At 30.7% G+C, this 19,975-nt stretch carries 16 protein-coding genes and 2 riboswitches; of the genes, 7 read left to right on the top strand and 9 right to left on the bottom strand.

Annotated features, from left to right (window positions below; translation table 11 throughout):
• The first annotated feature begins 76 nt into the window (after window positions 1-76).
• Entirely contained in the window at window positions 77-724 is a 648-nt protein-coding gene (locus B4E59_RS06010) for a T9SS type A sorting domain-containing protein (protein WP_219035233.1), read from the top strand.
• A 71-nt stretch (window positions 725-795) separates the two neighbouring features.
• Here the strand turns inward: B4E59_RS06010 and B4E59_RS06005 are convergent, their stop codons facing one another.
• The 3 genes from B4E59_RS06005 to B4E59_RS05995 form a co-directional block, all read right to left on the bottom strand.
• Window positions 796-2,862 carry a protein-disulfide reductase DsbD family protein gene (locus B4E59_RS06005; RefSeq protein ID WP_291051952.1) on the bottom strand — a complete coding sequence of 689 codons (2,067 nt, stop codon included), beginning with the start codon at window positions 2,860-2,862 and terminating at the stop codon, window positions 796-798.
• Window positions 2,856-4,163 carry a tRNA lysidine(34) synthetase TilS gene (gene tilS / locus B4E59_RS06000; protein WP_291051948.1) on the bottom strand — a complete coding sequence of 436 codons (1,308 nt, stop codon included), beginning with the start codon at window positions 4,161-4,163 and terminating at the stop codon, window positions 2,856-2,858. Before tilS ends, B4E59_RS06005 begins: the two co-directional genes overlap by 7 nt.
• Before the next feature lie 111 nt (window positions 4,164-4,274).
• On the bottom strand, window positions 4,275-4,682 hold the full coding sequence (locus tag B4E59_RS05995; protein WP_219035236.1) for an RrF2 family transcriptional regulator: 408 nt from the start codon (window positions 4,680-4,682) through the stop codon (window positions 4,275-4,277).
• Between the two features lie 370 nt (window positions 4,683-5,052).
• Here B4E59_RS05995 and B4E59_RS05990 point away from each other — a divergent pair, with 370 nt between their 5' ends.
• Window positions 5,053-5,487 carry a tellurite resistance TerB family protein gene (locus tag B4E59_RS05990; protein ID WP_286496178.1) on the top strand — a complete coding sequence of 145 codons (435 nt, stop codon included), beginning with the start codon at window positions 5,053-5,055 and terminating at the stop codon, window positions 5,485-5,487.
• Between the two features lie 4 nt (window positions 5,488-5,491).
• On the opposite strand, the gene B4E59_RS05985 is transcribed toward B4E59_RS05990, so the two are convergent.
• From B4E59_RS05985 to B4E59_RS05970, 4 genes are all read right to left on the bottom strand, one after another.
• Window positions 5,492-6,130 (bottom strand): LysE family transporter, encoded by a 639-nt coding sequence (locus B4E59_RS05985; RefSeq protein WP_291051944.1) that lies wholly within the window; start codon window positions 6,128-6,130, stop codon window positions 5,492-5,494.
• Between the two features lie 83 nt (window positions 6,131-6,213).
• Entirely contained in the window at window positions 6,214-6,945 is a 732-nt protein-coding gene (locus B4E59_RS05980) for an alpha/beta hydrolase (RefSeq protein WP_286496176.1), read from the bottom strand.
• A gap of 105 nt (window positions 6,946-7,050) precedes the next feature.
• Window positions 7,051-9,672, bottom strand: a complete 2,622-nt coding sequence (locus B4E59_RS05975; protein ID WP_291051942.1) for a valine--tRNA ligase — start codon at window positions 9,670-9,672, stop codon at window positions 7,051-7,053.
• 78 nt (window positions 9,673-9,750) lie between these two features.
• Window positions 9,751-10,386 (bottom strand): hypothetical protein, encoded by a 636-nt coding sequence (locus B4E59_RS05970; protein WP_286496174.1) that lies wholly within the window; start codon window positions 10,384-10,386, stop codon window positions 9,751-9,753.
• 119 nt (window positions 10,387-10,505) lie between these two features.
• On the opposite strand from B4E59_RS05970, the gene B4E59_RS05965 reads away from it, so the two are divergent.
• A complete protein-coding gene (locus B4E59_RS05965) occupies window positions 10,506-10,871 on the top strand; it encodes a DUF1573 domain-containing protein (RefSeq protein ID WP_038334454.1) in 366 nt (121 codons plus the stop codon).
• A 74-nt stretch (window positions 10,872-10,945) separates the two neighbouring features.
• Here the strand turns inward: B4E59_RS05965 and B4E59_RS05960 are convergent, their stop codons facing one another.
• Window positions 10,946-11,602 carry a metal-dependent transcriptional regulator gene (locus B4E59_RS05960; RefSeq protein WP_286496173.1) on the bottom strand — a complete coding sequence of 219 codons (657 nt, stop codon included), beginning with the start codon at window positions 11,600-11,602 and terminating at the stop codon, window positions 10,946-10,948.
• Between the two features lie 106 nt (window positions 11,603-11,708).
• Here B4E59_RS05960 and B4E59_RS05955 point away from each other — a divergent pair, with 106 nt between their 5' ends.
• Together B4E59_RS05955 and B4E59_RS05950 are read left to right on the top strand one after the other, a co-directional pair.
• Window positions 11,709-13,763, top strand: a complete 2,055-nt coding sequence (locus tag B4E59_RS05955) for a TonB-dependent receptor plug domain-containing protein (RefSeq protein ID WP_219035242.1) — start codon at window positions 11,709-11,711, stop codon at window positions 13,761-13,763.
• Window positions 13,763-14,209 (top strand): thioredoxin fold domain-containing protein, encoded by a 447-nt coding sequence (locus B4E59_RS05950; protein ID WP_125350313.1) that lies wholly within the window; start codon window positions 13,763-13,765, stop codon window positions 14,207-14,209. The genes B4E59_RS05955 and B4E59_RS05950 overlap by 1 nt, the downstream gene beginning before the upstream one ends.
• A 56-nt stretch (window positions 14,210-14,265) precedes the next feature.
• Here the strand turns inward: B4E59_RS05950 and B4E59_RS05945 are convergent, their stop codons facing one another.
• Window positions 14,266-15,447 carry a homoserine dehydrogenase gene (locus B4E59_RS05945; RefSeq protein WP_221856801.1) on the bottom strand — a complete coding sequence of 394 codons (1,182 nt, stop codon included), beginning with the start codon at window positions 15,445-15,447 and terminating at the stop codon, window positions 14,266-14,268.
• Between the two features lie 124 nt (window positions 15,448-15,571).
• Window positions 15,572-15,670: riboswitch (SAM riboswitch) on the bottom strand.
• Between the two features lie 445 nt (window positions 15,671-16,115).
• Window positions 16,116-16,214, top strand: a riboswitch (SAM riboswitch).
• 43 nt (window positions 16,215-16,257) lie between these two features.
• Here B4E59_RS05945 and B4E59_RS05940 point away from each other — a divergent pair.
• Window positions 16,258-17,256: a homocysteine S-methyltransferase family protein gene (locus tag B4E59_RS05940; protein WP_219035074.1), complete on the top strand. Its 999-nt coding sequence runs from the start codon at window positions 16,258-16,260 to the stop codon at window positions 17,254-17,256.
• Window positions 17,244-19,907, top strand: a complete 2,664-nt coding sequence (metH, locus tag B4E59_RS05935) for a methionine synthase (RefSeq protein WP_286496172.1) — start codon at window positions 17,244-17,246, stop codon at window positions 19,905-19,907. The genes B4E59_RS05940 and metH overlap by 13 nt, the downstream gene beginning before the upstream one ends.
• The last annotated feature ends 68 nt before the right edge of the window (window positions 19,908-19,975 follow it).

Here is a 19,975-nt window from a genome sequence, read left to right as displayed (position 1 = left end):
TTAACAAGGGGAAGATTACACTGTTACTAAAGAAATTGATGACTACGGAAAAGTTACTATCATTGTCACGCAAGAAATGATTGATGAAGCAAAATCGTATATCAAATCCAAAAATTATCCAAAACCAGTTTCTCCAGTAATGCATTACTTAAACTCATTTAATGTAAATATTTACAAAGACAAATTAAAACTTTCTGGGAAAACAGGTGAAGGTGCTAGTATTGTAACAAATACGAACGGAACGTTTTTAACTGTTGAAACTGCAAAATGGGCAAATGCTGTTGCTTACGAAACTTACAATGAAGAAGACGAATTAATTTCTGTTTCTGTTTTAGGTACAGGAGATGTTACGTTTAAAAATACATTTGTAGATTTCCCAGTCAATGCTAAAAAAGTATATGCTGTTGGTTTCGATGGCGCTAAAATACTAGTTTATCCAACTAATTTATCTACTAACGAAAGTATCAAATCTACGGATTTTAATATTGTTCCAAATCCAATCAAAAATGACTCAAACATTAAGATTACACTTAACAATTCAAAAGGACAATACAATTTAAGTGTAATTGACATCAATGGAAAAGTCATCACAAATTCGATTGGAAATATAGATGAATTGAATAAAACTATCAATTCAAAATTCAAATCATTACCAAAAGGTATCTATATTGTTACATTGAAAAATGAAACTTCAAATTACACGAAAAAGATTATTAAAGAATAGTTTAACACGTATAATTCATAAACAAAAAACTCCCGCAAATGCGGGAGTTTTTACTACTATATAAAAGATAATTATTTCGCTTTATACTTCGCGATTCCATCTTGTAACCATTTTAGGTAAACTTCTACATCAAGTTCAGCTTCTAAAGGTTTAGAAAAACGATTCAAATCTTTATCAACCAAAATATAATAAGGTTGAGCATTTGCATTGAAATGTTCAATCTCGAAAGAAGTCCATTTGTTACCAACTGTTTTCAAATTACGATCTAACGCTTTCGAAAATACTTTTTGATCTTCTGGTAATTCTTTTGCTTCGTCAACATATAACGAAACTAAAACAACATCTTCAGCCAAAATTTTCTTCACACGCTCATCGCTCCAAACACGTTCTTCAACTTTACGGCAATTTGCACACGCATGCCCTGTGAAATCTAACAACATTGGTTTTCCAACTTTCGTTGCGTAAGCTGCTGCTTGATCAAAATCTTTGAATGCAGGAATTCCATGAGGTCCAGCAACCATATTTGGATCATCAAATTTAGCTGTTGCTTGTCCACCTCCTACACCTTCGTGGAAACCTCGTGGCGCTTCAGAATAGGTCATTGGAGGTGTTAAACCACTTAATAGTTTTAATGGTCCACCCCATAAACCTGGAATCATGTAAATCGCAAATGATATCGAAACCAATGCAAATAACATTCTCGGAACACCAATTGTTTGCACAGGTGAGTCTAATTCTAATCTAAATTTACCTAAAAGATATAATCCTAAGAAGATAAAAATTGCAATCCAAAATGCTAAGAAAATTTCTCTTGGTAACCAATTCATTTGCCAAACTAAATCTGCGTTTGATAAGAACTTCAAGGCAAAAGCTAATTCAATAAATCCTAAAGAAACTTTGATTGTATTTAACCATCCACCAGATTTTGGCATTGAATTTAACCAACCAGGGAACATCGCAAACAATGTAAATGGAATCGCTAATGCTAAAGAGAAGCCAAACATTCCTACGATTAATGAATAATAGTTTCCTCCTTGCGTCGCTTGAACTAATAACGAACCAATAATTGGTCCTGTACAAGAGAAAGACACTAATGCTAATGTGAATGCCATAAAGAAGATTCCAATTAATCCGCCTTTATCAGCACCTTTATCAGCTGCATTTACCCATTTACTTGGTAATGTCAATTCGAAAGCTCCAAAAAATGAAATAGCAAATACAATGAAAATTGCAAAGAATGCTAAATTCACCCACGGATTTGTTGACATTTCATTTAGGACTGATGGTCCAAAAATAACTGTCGCCAATAAACCTAATGCAACATAAATAACAATGATTGATAATCCATAAATAAAGGCTTTTCCAACTCCTTCTCCTTTCGATTTACTTTGTTTTGTAAACATACTTACTGTCAAAGGAATCATTGGGAAAATACAAGGCATTAATAGCGCTGCTAATCCTCCTAAAAATCCTAAAGAAAAGATTTTCAATAAACCATTATCTTTCTTTTCGTTATCTGCTAATAAAGAATCATCAACTTTTTTGATTGTATCTTGTGTTGCTGCAACAACTGCTGTAGAATCTTCTTGAACAGAATCCTGCGTAATTTCATTTACTGCAACAGTATCTTTTGCTTCTGTAGCATCTGCTGGCTTTGCCTCTTCTTTCGTCTCTTCAACTTTTGCGGAAGGCGTTAATTTTATCGTTCCGCTTGTTTCATCTGGTGGCAAACAACGTTCGGCATCACACATTTGAAATTCTATTGTGTACGATACATTTACAGGTTTATCACCCGAAACTTTCACTTTTTGAACAAATTTTACTTGATTTTCGTAATATTTTTCATCTTGTTCAAAAATTTGGCTGTATTTATCTATACGTTTTCCAACTTCGCGCGTACCTCCAATCAATTTTGCATTTGCAGCTGGTTTAAATGATGCACTTGCTGGAATTCCAATTCCTCCATCAGGATGTTTCATTGAATAAAGGTGCCAACCTCTATCAATTTTTCCTGTTACCTCGATTTCAAACTCATTCTGTCCAACCTCCTTCACCGAACTCGACCATTTTGCAGGACTAAATAACTGTGCGTTGACTAAAATTGGAAACAAAAAAAGTATCCAAAGTTTCTTTAACATACTGTAATGTTTAAAAAGTTTTTACTTGTTTCTGTCGTTTTGAAACGTTCATCCAAACGATGATTTACCACCCAAATAATTTGATCTTTTTGGTCACAAAGCAACCAAACCTTCTCTTTTTCTAACTTAGAAAGTTTCAAATCTTTCATAAACTTACTCAACAATTTTTTTTGACCTTTCATTCCAATTGGATAAAAGAAATCTCCCTCTTTCACTTTTCTAAGTTTAAGCGGAAACAAAATTGATGTAAAGTCTACTATTTCAGTAGCGTTTTCGTGTGGATTTATCGATTTCACGAACTTCAAATTTAACGAATTGATTTCAATTAACTCATCAAAAATCGTTAATTCATCTTCATTTTCTTCTTCTATTTTTTGCAACAACAAATTTTCTCGATTTTTAATTAATCGATAAGTTGCTGATTTTATTTCACTTCCCGTTTCTGCATCCAAAAATTTTAAAATTTCTTTGCTCGACGAAAATCCATATTTTTCGAACAAATAATGTAAAAATGTTTCTAATGGTTGAAGTTTTTTTAATGCTGAAATTTCAATTTCAATCGGATTATCTCCTGAGAATAAATCACTTCTAACTTCTCCAACTTTATTTTGTACAATTTGATAATTATCATTGATATGATTTAAACTTGACAAAAAATTCTCATCAAATTGCGGATGAAGCTCTTTTAGAATTGGTGTAATGTGATGACGAATCTTATTTCTAGTATAATCATCCGTCGCATTCGTATAATCTTCTCGCCAATTTATTTCATTTGATTTTGCATATTCCAACAAATCATTTTTTGTAAAATTTAAAAGTGGACGAAAGATTTTTCCATTATCAATTTGCATTCCAACCAAACCTTTCAAACCTGTTCCACGAGAAAGATTAATCAAAAAAGTTTCAATATTATCATCCAAATGATGAGCTGTCACCAAAACATCCAAACAATTTTGTTGTTGAACTTGCTCAAACCACTCATAACGCAAATTTCGGCAAGCCATTTCTACCGAATAATTTCCTACTTTCTGATAAGCCGCAACATCAAAACGAGTCGAATGAAACGGTATATTATATTTTCCACAATATTCTCTCACAAACAATTCATCGCCATTTGCGTCTTCTTCACGCAACTGAAAATTACAATGTGCCACCTGAAAATTTGCAGCTGTTTGACGGAATAAATCTAACAAAACCATACTATCAATCCCTCCACTAATCGCCAATAAATAACGATGCGTAGAAAAAGAACGTTGTTCTAAAAGTTCTTTAAACTCTTGTTGTATATATCTATTTTTCATGAAATACAAATGTTCGAAATTAGGAAGAATTCTCGAAAAAGAGTTATACTTTTTTTCTTCATTCTTATAAAATTTTACAATAAAAAAGCCTGAAAAACTCAGGCTAAAGATTTATTTTAAACTTTCTAAAGATTTATTTTCAAGAATTTCTAAAGTCGAATCTCTCAATTCAACCATCACCTTATTCAATGTACAAATGCCTTCGTTAGGGCAATCATCACATTTTTCGTAGTAATTTTTACTTACACAAGGTAAAAGCGCGATTGGTCCTTCTAAAACACGAATCAAAGATGCTAAACTAATATCTTTCGCATCACGTGCCAAATAATATCCACCACCTTTTCCTTGTTTCGAATTGACAAAGCCTAACTTTTTTAAATCCAATAAAATAGCCTCCAAGAATTTTTTCGGAATAACTTCTGTTTCAGAAATTTGTCCGATTAAAACTGGTTTGTTACTTTCTTGTCTGGCCAAATGAGCCATTGCTTTTAGTCCGTATTTTGTCTTTTTTGATAACAATTCTATAAGATTTAACTACAAAAATAACGTTGATTGTTGTATAAAACAAATATAAAATTAAATCGTTGAACCGAGATTTAAAAATATTTCATCAAAAAATCAATTACCTTTTGAGTTGTAGAATTATAGGGATAATTGAGAAATTTTGAAGGTGATAAAAACCAATTGACTTTTAAAATCGGTTTCATATGTGAAAAACTCTTTCTAAATATATTTTTCGCTAATAAACAGTAAGATGACGAATATTTGCTTTATTCTTACATTGCTTATCATAAATCTCATCTATTTTCGTTTTAAAATCTGGCACATGAAAAATTTTGAACGTTAATTTAACACTATTTTAAGTATTTTTAATCCCAAAAAGCAACAAATGAAAAATAATCTTACTTTGATTGACAAATTAAATCACATCAAAAATTTATTTATTATTGGTAAAAGTGATGGTAATTTGAATGAAAAAGAGATTCAAATTATCTCTGATATTGCCAAATTTCATGAGCTTTCTGCCAAAGATATAAGTTATATTTTGAACGAGAACACGAAGTTTGATTTTACGTTGCCAAAAACCTTTACTGATCGACTTTCTTTGTTGTACGACGCTGTTTTGTTAATGGTTGTTGATTTGAATATTCATCAAAATGAAAAAGCAATTTGTATTGATTTAGCTAAAAAATTTGAATTTAATCCTCAAATTATTGATGAATTAATCGAAGATATTTTGAGTTATATTTTAGAAGGAAAAGAATGCGATGAAGTGATGGAATATTTGCTTAAATACTCGCATCCAAAGCAAAATTTGAATTAAATTTTTATTGAAAAAGTTGATAAATCGTTAACAAAGAAATCACACTCGTCACTCCTCCTATTACATAGTTGATATTCTTTAAAATAAACGAATCTTCTTCTGATTTTGAATTAAAAAATTTCAGATACAGACCAAAAATAATCATCGAACCAATAACGACTCCTAAAGCAAAAACTGAGCTATTTGGTTGTCCAAAAACATTAACATTATACGAAATCAACGTTGCGCTTAAAAATACATAAAAAGGTATTGGAAAAACATTTATGGCAGATAACAATAACCCATAGATGAATTTATTTTTCTGTTTTACATTACCTTGTTGTTTTAGCTTTTTATTCTTATTTTTTTGATCTTGTTTCTTTGCAAAAAAGAGAAAATAAATCGTAATAATTACAAAAACAGCTAATCCAACTTCCCTAAAAATTTTAGTAACTTCTTCATTAAAATCAATAAATTTTGCCAGAAAAATTGCCAAATAAACCTGAATTGCAATCGTAATCACTGTTCCAGACATAAAACTATATGCACTTTTAGTTCCTTCTTGTTTCCCAATTTTTACCACCGTCATATTCAACAATCCAGGAATGGATGATCCAATAAAAGCTGTGAAAACTCCGATTAAAAGTAGTTCTAAATACTGCATTAATTCTTTTTAAAAAGGTTTGCAAATTTAGACAAACTTGTTGGAGAAACCTATTGAAGTAATATGAATCATTTAAAAAAATATTACTTAAACATCCATATTAACGCTGATTTTATTGAAGAATTGAAAATTGTGAAATGATTTTGCGAAGGATCATGTAAATAATTCCAATTTGATTTCAAGTTATCTTTTTCGCGTAATTTTTCTACAAATTGATCTGTAAACTTTGAAATTGAAATAGTTTTAGAACTTGAAATCCAAATCTTTTTATTTTCTAATAGATTAAAATCAAATTTTTTACAATAAGAGTCAAACAATTCGTGGTTATTCCACCAAAGCGAAGGATCAATTGCGATATAAGAATCAAAATAATGCGAAAAATAAAACAATATATCCATTACCAATAATCCGCCTAAAGACTCACCAACAATAGTTTTCGAATTATTTGTATAGTAATTTTTCGAAATATAAGGAAGTAATTCTAATACAATAAATTTCTCAAAATATTCTGCATTTCCATATTCTGGAACCCATTTTTTATCTTTTGCAATGTATGTATTTCTTGTAAAATCTAAATTTCGATTAATATTTTCAATTCCTACAATCATCAATGGTTGAATATGATTTGATATAATTAACTCATCAATTAGTTTTGATATTTGCTTAAATTTTTCATTAATTCCGCCATCTAATAAATACAAAACAGGCAAACTTTCATTTATAAAACGCTCTGGTATCCAAACAAAAATATTTCTTTCTTGGTTTAAAAAATCAGAATACAACTTTTTCTTTTTGTAATTTAATTCGCTTGACATTTATACTTTTTTGAGGCTTTATTAAAGTTAATCGAAAAAAATCAATAAAAAAACCACTCCAAAATTTGGAGTGGTTTTTCATATATTTTAAAAATTAAATTAAAATTACAAAGCTTGTAACTGCTCTTCAATTTGAGCAATTTTAGATAATGCATCAGCCTCTTTTTTACGTTCTGCATTAATCACTTGTTCTGGCGCACCAGCAACAAATTTTTCGTTTGATAATTTTTTACGAACCGAGTTTAAGAAACCTTGGTTGTAATCCAACTCTTTTTGTAATTTCTCACGCTCAGCTTCAATATCGATATTATCAGACATCGGAACCATAAATTCTAACGTACCAACACGGAAAGCAAAACCTTTTTCTGGTTTATCACCTGTATTGAAATTAGAAACATTTCCTAATTTAGAGAACACATCTACATAAATTTCATTCGCAGCTTGAGCATCAGCAAAAACTTCTAATGCTTCTTTTGGTGACATTCCTTTTTCTGAACGTAATCCACGAATAGCAGTTGTTGCTTCTTTTGTATTTTCAAAATTCTTGATAATCTCTTCATTGAAAGATGTTACTTCAGGATATTTAGAAATAATTAAGGCTTCGTTTTCTGTTCTTTCAGCAATTAAATGCCAAATTTCTTCTGTTAAGAAAGGCATAAATGGATGTAAAACTTTCAATACATTTTCTAAATAAGAAATTGTTGCTGCATAAGTTTTTGCATCAATTGGCTCACCAAAAGTAGGTTTAATTGCTTCTAAGTACCAAGAACAGAAATCATCCCAAATCAATTTATAAATTGCCATCAATGAATCAGATAAACGATATTGATCGTAATTATGTTCGATATCTGCTAATGCTTGTTGGAATTTATTTTCGAACCATTCAACCGCTTTTGTTTGAGCAGAAGTTTGTTCTAAATCTTCTTTCACTTCCCAACCTTTTATTAGACGGAAAGCATTCCAAATTTTATTCGCAAAATTACGTCCTTGTAGACACAAATCAACATCGAAAGGTAAATCGTTCCCAGCAGGCGCTGTTAGCAACATTCCCATACGCGTAGCATCTGCACCATATTCGTTCATCAATTCGATTGGATCTGGTGAATTCCCTAACGATTTTGACATTTTACGCCCTTGTTTATCACGAACAATTCCTGTGAAATATACATTTTCGAAAGGTAATTCGTTACGATACTCATATCCAGCCACAATCATACGCGCAACCCAAAAGAAAATAATATCTGGACCAGTTACTAAATCTTGTGTTGGATAATAATAATTGATTTCTTCATTTTCTGGCTCATTGATTCCGTTGAAAACAGAAATTGGCCATAACCAAGAAGAAAACCAAGTATCTAACGCATCTTCGTCTTGACGTAAATCTTCGATTGTTAATGTAACATTTCCTGTTTTTTCCTGTGCTAATGGTAAAGCTTCTTCTTTTGTTAGAGCAACAACGAAATCTTCGTTTCCATCACCATAGAAAAATGCAGGAATTTGGTGTCCCCACCATAATTGACGAGAAATGTTCCAATCTGTTACATTTTCCATCCAATTACGATATGTATTTTTAAATTTCGCAGGATGAAATTTAATCGTATCATTCATTACATTTTCTAAAGCTGGTTTAGCTAAATCTGTCATTTTCAAGAACCATTGATTTGAAATTTTAGGCTCAATCACCGCTCCTGTTCTTTCAGATGTACCAACTTTATTATTATAATTTTCTACTTTTTCAAGTAAACCTTTTTCTTCTAATTCTTTCTCGATTTCATTACGCGCTTTGAAACGATCTAATCCAGCATAATTTAATCCTAAATCATTTAATTTCGCATCATCCGTAAAAATATCAATAAAATCTAAATTATGTTTTTTACCTAATTCGTAATCGTTCACATCGTGTGCAGGCGTAACTTTAAGACATCCTGTACCAAATTCGATGTCAACATATTCGTCTTCGATAATATTTACTTTACGACCAACGATTGGAACAATAACTTGTTTTCCTTTCAACCATTCATATCGCTCGTCATTTGGATTGATACAAACTGCAGAGTCACCAAAAATTGTTTCAGGACGAGTTGTCGCCACAACAATATATTGATCAGTTCCGTCAACTTGATATTTTAAATGATATAATTTTCCATTTTTATCAACATGAATAACTTCTTCGTCAGAAATATTTGTCTTTGCTTCCGGATCCCAATTTACCATACGGTATCCACGGTAAATTAATCCTTTGTTATATAAATCAACAAAAACACGTTGAACAGATTCAGATAAATCTGGATCCATCGTAAATTTCGTACGATCCCAATCGCAAGAAGCTCCTAACTTTTTTAATTGGTCTAAAATAATTCCACCATGTTTATGCGTCCAATCCCAAGCGTGATTTAAAAATTCTTCACGACCGATATCAAATTTAGAAACACCTTCCTCTTTTAACTTCGCAACAACTTTCGCTTCAGTAGCAATTGAAGCATGGTCTGTACCTGGTACCCAACAAGCGTTAAATCCACGCATACGCGCACGACGAATTAAAACGTCCTGAATCGTATTATTTAACATATGTCCCATGTGCAAGACACCTGTTACATTTGGTGGTGGAATGACGATTGTGTAAGCTTTTCTTTCATCTGGAGTAGATTTAAAATACTTCTTCTCCATCCAGTATTCATACCATTTTCCTTCAACTTCCGTTGGCGTATATTTAGATGCGATTTCCATTATTTATATATGACTTAAAATAAATTTGGGCAAATTTACACAATCTGCCCAACATTTCTAAGATATTATATAATTTGTTTATTTATTCAATAAATCAATAAGTTTAATTAAATCTTGTTCTTTTTTTATGCTAAGTTTATTTGTACTTACAATTTGATTTACGTCTTTATCTGTAAAATCTTTAAATTTTTTAGTTGAATTTGGAACATTATACATTTTATCACTATAACCAATCAATAATTTCTCTTGTTTAAAATAATTTCTCTTATTAGAAGCATTTAAACCACCAGCACCAAGACCATCTACTCCATCATTAGATAATTTTCTATAAAGTACAATTTTTCGATCTAAAGGTGATAATACTTGTAAATATCTTGATGTTAATGTACCCCCATCAATATAACTTACATACTTAAGAATTTTACCATCATCGAATCTAATAGTCTGGTTTGATAATTTATTCATTTTATATAAATATCCATCTCTTAAAAACTCTAAATCGTCTAGTAATGCATTATATCTAAAATTCTCCTTTTCTTTGAAACCATCTATACTTGCAGGAAGAAAATTAACATTAAAATATTCATCTTTATTAGTAACTCCTTCTGTATATTTCTGTTGTTTTACTTCTGCAACAATAGTTTGTAGATTATATTCATTAACAGTAGCTGTAGAAGACATTTGTGCATTAGTAAAATTGTAAACTAGAAGCATTATTGTAACAATTATTCTTTTCATATTAATATATATTAATTATTTTAGTACTAAAATACAAAAAAAGGTAGACTTTTTGTATTATTTATTTTAACTTTGGTTACAAATTAATTATCGTCATGAAAAAATTAATGTTTTTAGGTGCTTTTGCTTTAGGCGTTACAAGTTTATTTGCTCAAACACTTAGTTTAGAAAAAGAAGAAATTCAATTTGGAAATATAAAGTTGAATACCGAAGTAACAGCTAAGATGAAAGTAACCAACTCAGGTGATAAACCTTTAATTCTTAAAAGCGTTGTTGGTTCTTGTGGATGTACAGTTCCTGAATATCCTACAACACCTATCGAACCAGGAAAATCTGCGGATATTACCGTTAAATATTCAAGTGGTTCTGTGACTGGAGATTTCAATAAATCTGTAACAATCACATCTAACGATCCAGTTTCTTCTCGAAAAATTTTCAGAATAAAAGGAAAAGCGGAATAATTGTAAAGCAAGTTAAATAACTTGCTTTTTTAAGTTAAATAACTTGCTTTTTTCTTTTTATAAATTAAAAACCATTATCTACCTAATAATCTTGAAGTCACATGATTACTAAATATTTCAATTTCATTTGATTTTAGGAACTTAACCTTCATTGTTCCATCAAAATCTTCAACAGAAATGATTTCAATTTCATCATTCAAATGAATATTTTTTGAATTCAAATACTTCAAAAATTCATCAGAAGAACCAATAACAGCGCATATTTCTACTTTATCACCTTCTTTAAATTCGGCCAATTTTTTGTAATTGATAATTTCTATTTTTCCATTTTTATCTGGAATTGGAGAACCATGCGGATCTAATTTAGGAAAATTCAATAATTCGTCCATTTTATCGAAAAAAATTGGACTTTGAATATGTTCTATTTGCTCAGCAATTTCATGAACTTGTTCCCAACCAAATCCCATTTTATCTACCAAAAACATCTCTGTTAATCGGTGTTTTCTTACAATCAAAGAAGCTTTCAGAATTCCTTTATCAGATAACCGAAGTGGTTTATACGATTCATAAATCACCAATTCTTTTTCAGCTAATTTTTTCATCATACTGTTTACAGTAGGCATTTTTATTTCCAAATGCTTACTCAAATCCTTCACATTCACTTCTCCTTTCCCATTTTCAGAAAGATGAAATAATGCTTTTAGGTAATTTTCTTCGACCAATGAATTCATGGAAACAAATATAGTTGAAAATTAAGTAAAATTTAAAAATTCATTTTTAATAATATTTTTGTTAGATTTGTCTAACTTTTTAATTTGATTATAAATTTTACTTAACATGAAAACAACATTTTATTTATTCATCACCTTAACCTCCATTCTATCAAATGCTCAGGAACAAAAAGATTCTATTTATATGGAAGATTCTTCAGAAAATTTAGATGAGATTGTAATTACAGGAACAATGAAAGCTGTAAGAAAATCTGATAGTCCAGTTCCAATTGAAATCTATACACCAAAGTTTTTTCAAAAAAATCCAACACCTTCATTATTTGACGCTGTACAATTAATAAATGGTGTTCAACCACAACTAAACTGTAATGTTTGTAACACAGGTGATATTCATATTAACGGAATGGAAGGTCCATATACCATGATTTTAATTGACGGAATGCCAATTGTTTCTTCTTTATCTACTGTTTATGGTTTGAGCGGAATTCCGAACTCTTTGGTAGAACGAATAGAAGTTGTAAAAGGACCAGCATCTTCCCTTTATGGAACAGAAGCCATGGGTGGTATAATTAATGTAATTACGAAATCTCCTAAATCTGCTCCAAAATTATCTTTGGATGCTTTTACAACTTCTTGGTTGGAAACCAATCTTGATGGTGGATACAAATACAATTTAGGAGAAAAGGTAAATAGTTTATTTGGTTTTAATTACTTTAAATATGGTAATAAGAAAGATAAAAATAACGACGGTTTTACGGATGTAACGTTACAAGATCGCATCACGTTATTCAATAAATTTGATTTTGAACGTCAAAAAAATAGAACAGCATCAGTTGCTTTACGTTATTTATACGAAGATAGATGGGGAGGTCAAATGAATTGGAAAAGAAAACTACACAGAGGAAGTGACGAAGTTTATGCCGAAAGTATTATGACAAATCGTTTTGAAGCGATAGGAATGTATCAATTACCTATAAAAGAAAAAATAATGACTCAATTTTCTTATAATTTTCATCAACAGAATTCATTTTATGGTCCAGAATCTTATCAAGGAAAACAACAAGTTATTTTTGCTCAAGCTTATTGGGATAAGATAATTGGACAACATAGCTTACTTTTAGGATCTTCATTTAAATATACTTATTATGATGATAACACAAGAGGTACTGGAGAATATGATGAGGATAATAATCTAATCAAGAATAACCCAATGAATACACAGATTCCTGGTATTTTTGTACAAGACGAATGGACATTAAATTCTGAAAACAAATTATTACTTGGTTATCGATTTGATTATGATAAAACACATAAAGGAATACATTCTCCAAGAATTGCATACAAATTTTCACCTTCATCTCATCATACTTTAAGAGCAAGTTTTGGTACGGGATTTCGTGTTGTGAATGTCTTCACAGAAGATCATCGTGCATTAACTGGAGCTAGACAAGTAGTTTTTGAAAATGAATTAAAACCTGAAAAATCATATAATGGAAATATTAATTATGTATTCAAACTACCAACTTCTTTCACCGCTTTAAACTTTGATTTTACAACATTCTATTCTTATTTCACAAACAAAATTATTGCTGATACAGATACTGACGAAACAAAGATTATCTATGACAATTTAGATGGACACGCAATATCTCAAGGAGTTTCTTTAAACATAGATGCAACATTTGACTTTCCTCTAAAAATAATGCTTGGCGCAACCTATATGGATGTATACAAAAAAGAAGATGGAGAAAAAGAAGTTCAATATCATGCACCAAAATGGTCTGGAAATTTCTTAGCAAGTTATACATTCAAAAAAGGTTTTACTGTTGATTTAACCGCCAATTATAATGACAAAATGAAATTACCTCAAGTAGAAAATGATTATCGACCAGAATATTCAAAACCAACTGTTATTGCAAATATTCAATTAAGTAAATCATTTAAGAATAATATTGAAATCTATGGTGGAATCAAAAATATTTTTAATGTTTTACCAAAAGGCGATGTTATTGCTCGTTGGTGGGACCCATTCGGAGAACCTGGAAATGGCGTTACTCCTCCTAAAGGAAGAAACGATGTTATTTTTGAACCAAATGATTACAGCTATACACCTATGCAGGGAACAAGAGGTTTTATAGGTGTTCGATACAATTTACGTTAATGAAAATCTGGTACTTCATATTCATTTTATCATCATTGAATCTCCAAGCACAGATTTCATTAGAAAAATTTAATTCAATTTCTAATGAAAATCCTAAACCAATTCTACTTTATTTTTCGACAAATTGGTGTAGTTACTGTATGATTCAAAAGAAACAATTAAAAAAGGATAAAGAATTACTTCAAATTCTAAATAATGACATTTATTTTATTGAATTTGAAGCAGAAACAAATGAATCTATTATCTTTTTAAACAAAAAATATGAACCTAAATCGAATAAAAAAACTCACCTATTTTTAGAAGAATTCATTGATAAAAATGAACAAATTAGTTATCCATATTGGGTTTTAATCTCAAAAGATTATAAAATTGAAATGACTTATACTGGATTAATTAAAAATAAACCCCTAAAACTTTTATTGGAAAAGTATTTACAAAAACCTTAATTTTTAGATTTACAAAAAAGCCTCAATTAATATTGAGGCTTTTTAATCACAAAAATTTACTCAAACGCAATTATCGAAAGTTTTGGATTTTCAATAGTCTCTTTTTGTTTGAGCTTTTCTATATCAATCACACCAACAATATGATTGTAATTTTTACTCTGATAACGTTCTTCTATTTCATCAAAAATATTTGAAACATCATCTGCTTGATTCTCAAAACCGATATAAATTCGCTTCTTTCCTGTTTGATTAAAAACTCCTTCTTCTTTGTTTTCATATTTTCGAATCGAATATTGATAATCATATTTCAACGCAGAAATATCACTCAAAACAGCCGAAGAAGTTGGGAAACGCCCTGCTCCTTTTCCATATAAAAATTGCTCATCTGAAAGCGAACTTCCAATCAAAACTCCATTATATTCGTTATTCACAAGCGCAATTGTTTTATTTAATTCAACAAAAGTTGGCAAAACTGTTGATGTAATTTCACCCGTTTGATGATTAATTTTAGAATTAGCAATCAACTTTATTGTATAATTTTTTTCTTTTGCGTATTTAAAATCTTCAACTTTCAATGAAGTAATTCCTTTTCGAATAACTTGATCAACATCAATCTTTTTACCGAAAGCATGCAACGTAATAATTGCTAATTTACTCGACGCATCAAAACCTTCTACATCAGCCGTTGGATCAGCTTCTGCAAAACCACTTTCTTGCGCTGCTTTTAAGGCATCTTGATACGACTCATTTTCATTCGCCATTTTCGTCAAAATGTAATTTGTTGTCCCATTTACAATTCCAGATACATAATTCAATAAATCGTTATCAAAATATTCTTCTAGATTTCTAATAATCGGAACTGACCCGCAAACAGAGGCTTCATAAAGAAAAGAAACATTGTTTTGTGCTTGCAAATCCAATAATTCTTTGTGATGATCTGCAATCAATTTTTTATTTGCACTTACCACATGTTTACCTTTATTGAACGCTTTTATAATGATATCATGTGCCGCATCAGCATCCGAAATTAACTCAACAACAACATTTATTTCATCGTCATTTAAAATATCATCCGCATTAGTCGAAAATAATTCAGACGGAGCATTTCTAGATTTAGAATTATCTTTAATTACAATTTTTTTAATTGCAGCATTCAATTGTGGTTTTTCTTCCAATACCTTGTAAATTCCTTCTCCTACAACTCCAAATCCGAACAATCCGATATTTATTTTTTTCATTTATTTGTTTTGTTTTTAATTATTTACCAAAGAAAAGTGAAGAAAAAAAATGGTTCAATCGCATAAAAACAATTGAACCATTTTGAATAAAGAATATTATTGAAGATTGGTTTACAGTAGTTTTTATTCATCTTTCCTATAAGGATGGATTTAGCACCTTGATTCATTAATCAGGTTGCTAAAGTTTCTTTGGGCCATTTCCCTCCACTTTTCTTGATAAAATGTAAATTTTAATGAACTATTTCTGAGGACAAATTTAGGCGAAAGAATTCTATATATCCAAATTAATTTCATTTCTTTAATTTAATATTTTCCGTAATTATAGATAAAAATACACAAATAATGAATTTTATTCTATAAATATTTATAGACAAAAATAATTTTCTAAAAAATACAATTAAAAGAAAAAACAAATCTTAATAATTTTTAATAAAACCCTATTTTTATTAAAAATATTCTAAAAACTACAATTTTCAATAACTAATTAAAATATTATTTCTTTAAAATAGTAATTTTAAAGAAATATTTTCTAAAATAAATTTCAAAAATGACCTATTAGAGATTTTGAACTATTTCAAACAAAAATTATTTCTATGAACCAAGTTTCGAACTCGTTTTTTTCAATCTTGATTTTTTTATTCTCAATACTTTAAATAATTTTGCACATAGCTTTATAAAGAAAGATGGAGGGAATAGGCCCGTTGAAATCTTAGCAACCCAAAGTATAGTTGGGTGCTAAATCCTACTCAAATAGAGAAAGATAAGGACTTACCTCACACTTCTTCCCATAAGGCTTTTAAAATATTTAGAATGAAATTAGACGATATACTAAAAGAGCGTATTGTTATTTTAGATGGTGCAATGGGAACGATGATCCAAAAGCACAATTTACAAGAAGAAGATTATCGTGGAGAACGATTCAAGGATTTTCATACTTCTTTAAAAGGAAATAACGATTTATTGGTTTTAACCCAACCTCAAATCATAAAAGATATTCACCGAGAATATTTGGCTGCTGGTGCAGATTTAATCGAAACAAATACGTTCAATGCCAATATTATTTCTATGGTTGATTATGATATGGTTGATTTGGTTGATGAATTAAATTACGAAGCCGTTCGCTTAGCAAAAGAAGCTTGTGAAGAGTTTTCTACCCCAGATAAACCTCGTTTTGTAGTTGGATCTTTAGGTCCAACCAACAAGACAGCCTCTATTTCGCCACAAGTAAATGACCCTAGTTATCGCGATGTGGATTTTGATTTATTGGCAAATGTATATTATCGTCAAGCAAAAACAATGTTAGAAGCTGGTGCAGATATTTTACTTGTCGAAACTATTTTTGATACTTTAAATGCAAAAGCAGCATTTTATGGAATTCAAGATGCGATAGAAAAAACAGGAATCAACGTTCCTCTAATGGCTTCTGGTACAATAACAGATAAATCTGGACGTACACTTTCTGGACAAACAACAGAAGCTTTCTTGATTTCATTAGAACATATTGATTTAATTTCAGTTGGGTTAAATTGTGCTTTAGGTGCAACAGATTTGATTCCATATTTAGAAGTATTAGCCGAAAAAGCACCATTTTATGTCAGCGCATACCCAAATGCTGGTTTACCAAACGCTTTCGGTGGATACGATGAAACTCCTGAAATGATGCGAGATTTTATCAAACCTTTCTTAGATAAAAAATTGGTTAATATTTTGGGTGGATGTTGTGGAACTACACCAGATCATATCAAATTGATGGCAGATTTAGCAAAAGAATACGAACCTCGAAAAATTAGTGAACAATGTCAGGCGTAAAAATTCAACTTTCTGGATTAGAACCTTTAATTGTACGAGAAAATTCAAACTTTGTAAACGTTGGCGAACGTACAAATGTAACTGGTTCTAAAAAATTCTTGCGATTAATCAAAGAAGAAAAATTTGAAGAAGCACTTCAGGTTGCACGTGACCAAGTGGATGGTGGCGCGCAAATTATCGATATCAATATGGATGAAGGTATGCTTGATGGTGTAGCTTCTATGGTAAAATATTTGCGTTTGATTGCTTCTGAACCTGATATTTCGAAAGTTCCAATTATGATTGATTCTTCGAAATGGGAAATTATTGAAGCTGGTCTAAAAAATGTTCAAGGTAAAGCGATTGTCAACTCAATTTCTTTAAAAGAGGGAGAAGAATTATTTATCGAACATGCGAAGAAAATTAAACGTTACGGTGCTGCAACAGTGGTTATGGCGTTTGATGAGAAAGGTCAAGCGGATAATTATGAACGTCGAATCGAAATCGTAAAACGTTCGTATGATATTTTGGTAAATCAAGTAAATTTCAATCCAAGAGATATCATTTTTGATGTGAATATTTTCCCAGTTGCAACAGGAATGGAAGAACATCGCCGTAATGCCATCGATTTTTTTGATGCAACAAAATGGATCAAAGAAAATCTTCCGCATGCGTTAGTTTCGGGTGGAGTTTCGAATGTTTCATTTTCCTTCCGTGGAAACAATGCGGTTCGTGAAGCGATGCACACGGCGTTTTTATATCACGCCATTAAACACGGAATGGACATGGGAATCGTCAATCCAGAAATGATTGAGATTTACGATGATATTCCAAAAGATTTATTAGAACACGTTGAAGATGTTTTATTGGATCGACGTGACGATGCAACAGAGCGTTTGATTGATTTTGCCGAACATCTAAAAGGTGTTACAAAAGAGAAAAAGAAAGATGATGCTTGGCGCGAATTACCTTTAGAAAAGCGTATTGAAATTTCTTTAGTAAAAGGAATTACAGAATTTATTGACGAAGATACTGCAGAAGCTTTGAAAAAAATTGGTTCGCCATTACGTGTTATTGAAGGTCCTTTGATGGACGGAATGAACGTTGTTGGAGATCTTTTCGGAAGCGGAAAAATGTTCTTGCCTCAAGTAGTTAAATCGGCTCGCGTAATGAAAAAATCTGTTGCTTATTTAACGCCATTTTTAGAGGAAGAAAAACTTAGAAATAAAACAGACAAAGAGCCTTCTAAAATCTTAATGGCAACTGTAAAAGGTGATGTTCACGATATCGGAAAAAATATTGTTTCAGTCGTTTTAAGCTGTAATGGTTTCGAGATTATCGATTTAGGCGTAATGGTTTCTTCTGAAACAATTTTAGACGAAGCGCAAAAAAATAATGTCGATGTGATTGGTCTTTCTGGATTGATTACTCCATCCTTAGATGAAATGGTGCATGTTGCCAGAGAAATGAAACGTCTTAATCTTGATATTCCACTGATGATTGGTGGCGCAACAACTTCTAAGGCACATACAGCTGTAAAAATTGCACCAGAATATGACAAAGCAATTCATGTTTTAGATGCTTCTCGTTCGGTTACGATTTGTCAAAAATTGATTGGAAATCAACAGGAGGAATTGCTAACAGAAACTACTACTGATTACATAAAAATTAGAGAAGGTTTCTTAAATCGTGCTGTATCAAAGGAATACTTATCGATTGAAGATGCTCGAAAAAATAAACTAAAAGTTGATTTTGAAGAAAATAAACCTTTTAAACCAAATAAATTAGGTGTTTTTACACATCAAACAACAGTTTCTGAATTAAGAGATTTTATCGATTGGACGCCATTTTTCAAAACATGGGATTTACATGGTAAATTTCCTGCGATTTTAGATGATGAAATTGTCGGAACAAATGCCAAAGAATTATATGTAGATGCTTTGTCAATGTTAAATAAAATTGAAGCTGAAAATTTAGCTAAACCGAAAGCTGTTTTTGGACTTTTTAAAGCGAATACAGTAAACGATGATACGATTGAATTGTTTGATGAAAATAATAATAAAATAGAGGAGTTTTATACACTTCGTCAACAAGCGAAAAAATCGAAAAAACAACCAAATATTTCGATTGCTGATTTTATTGCGCCGAAAGATTCAGCAATTCAAGATTATATCGGTGCATTTGCTGTCACAGCTGGTCATGAAATTGAAGAAGTTGCTAATGCTTACGAAACAAATTTAGATGATTACAATTCGATTATGGTGAAAGCAATTGCCGATCGTCTAGCTGAAGCTTATGCAGAATATTTGCACAAATATGTTCGTACAGAAGTTTGGGGTTATGCGAAAGATGAAACTTTATCAAATGACGAATTAATTTCAGAAAAATATAAAGGAATTCGCCCTGCTCCTGGTTATCCTGCATGTCCTGACCATTTAGAAAAAGAAACAATTTTCAAAATTTTGGATGTAGAGAAAAATGCAGGGATTGAGTTAACAAGTTCGTTGGCGATGTATCCAGTTTCATCTGTTTCGGGTTATTATTTTGGAAATCCAGAAGCAAAATATTTCGGAGTTGGTAAAATAAAATTGGATCAGGTTGAAGATTTTGCGAAACGTAAAAATATAGAACTTGATAAAGCTGAACGTTGGTTGAGTCCTAATTTGGCGTAAAAGCGTTAAGTAAAAATAAAATTTATCATTCAAAATGAGCATTTCGAAATAAAGAATCTCAGATTCCT

It is taken from the genome of Empedobacter sp. UBA2044 (genome assembly GCF_002333005.1).
GTDB lineage: Bacteria > Bacteroidota > Bacteroidia > Flavobacteriales > Weeksellaceae > Empedobacter > Empedobacter falsenii_B.
This window is presented reverse-complemented; position numbering and strand designations above follow the sequence as displayed.

Bases quoted from the DNA above. Each gene is read 5' to 3' on its own strand.
- B4E59_RS05955 (WP_219035242.1), top strand. From the start codon at position 11,709: ATGAAAACAACATTTTATTTATTCATCACCTTAACCTCCATTCTATCA.
- tilS (WP_291051948.1), bottom strand. From the start codon at position 4,163: ATGAAAAATAGATATATACAACAAGAGTTTAAAGAACTTTTAGAACAA.
- B4E59_RS05985 (WP_291051944.1), bottom strand. From the start codon at position 6,130: ATGCAGTATTTAGAACTACTTTTAATCGGAGTTTTCACAGCTTTTATT.
- B4E59_RS05945 (WP_221856801.1), bottom strand. From the start codon at position 15,447: ATGAAAAAAATAAATATCGGATTGTTCGGATTTGGAGTTGTAGGAGAA.
- B4E59_RS06010 (WP_219035233.1), top strand. From the start codon at position 77: ATGATTGATGAAGCAAAATCGTATATCAAATCCAAAAATTATCCAAAA.
- B4E59_RS05975 (WP_291051942.1), bottom strand. From the start codon at position 9,672: ATGGAAATCGCATCTAAATATACGCCAACGGAAGTTGAAGGAAAATGG.
- B4E59_RS05965 (WP_038334454.1), top strand. From the start codon at position 10,506: ATGAAAAAATTAATGTTTTTAGGTGCTTTTGCTTTAGGCGTTACAAGT.
- B4E59_RS06005 (WP_291051952.1), bottom strand. From the start codon at position 2,862: ATGTTAAAGAAACTTTGGATACTTTTTTTGTTTCCAATTTTAGTCAAC.
- B4E59_RS05950 (WP_125350313.1), top strand. From the start codon at position 13,763: ATGAAAATCTGGTACTTCATATTCATTTTATCATCATTGAATCTCCAA.
- metH (WP_286496172.1), top strand. From the start codon at position 17,244: ATGTCAGGCGTAAAAATTCAACTTTCTGGATTAGAACCTTTAATTGTA.
- B4E59_RS05990 (WP_286496178.1), top strand. From the start codon at position 5,053: ATGAAAAATAATCTTACTTTGATTGACAAATTAAATCACATCAAAAAT.
- B4E59_RS05980 (WP_286496176.1), bottom strand. From the start codon at position 6,945: ATGTCAAGCGAATTAAATTACAAAAAGAAAAAGTTGTATTCTGATTTT.
- B4E59_RS05960 (WP_286496173.1), bottom strand. From the start codon at position 11,602: ATGAATTCATTGGTCGAAGAAAATTACCTAAAAGCATTATTTCATCTT.
- B4E59_RS05940 (WP_219035074.1), top strand. From the start codon at position 16,258: ATGAAATTAGACGATATACTAAAAGAGCGTATTGTTATTTTAGATGGT.
- B4E59_RS05970 (WP_286496174.1), bottom strand. From the start codon at position 10,386: ATGCTTCTAGTTTACAATTTTACTAATGCACAAATGTCTTCTACAGCT.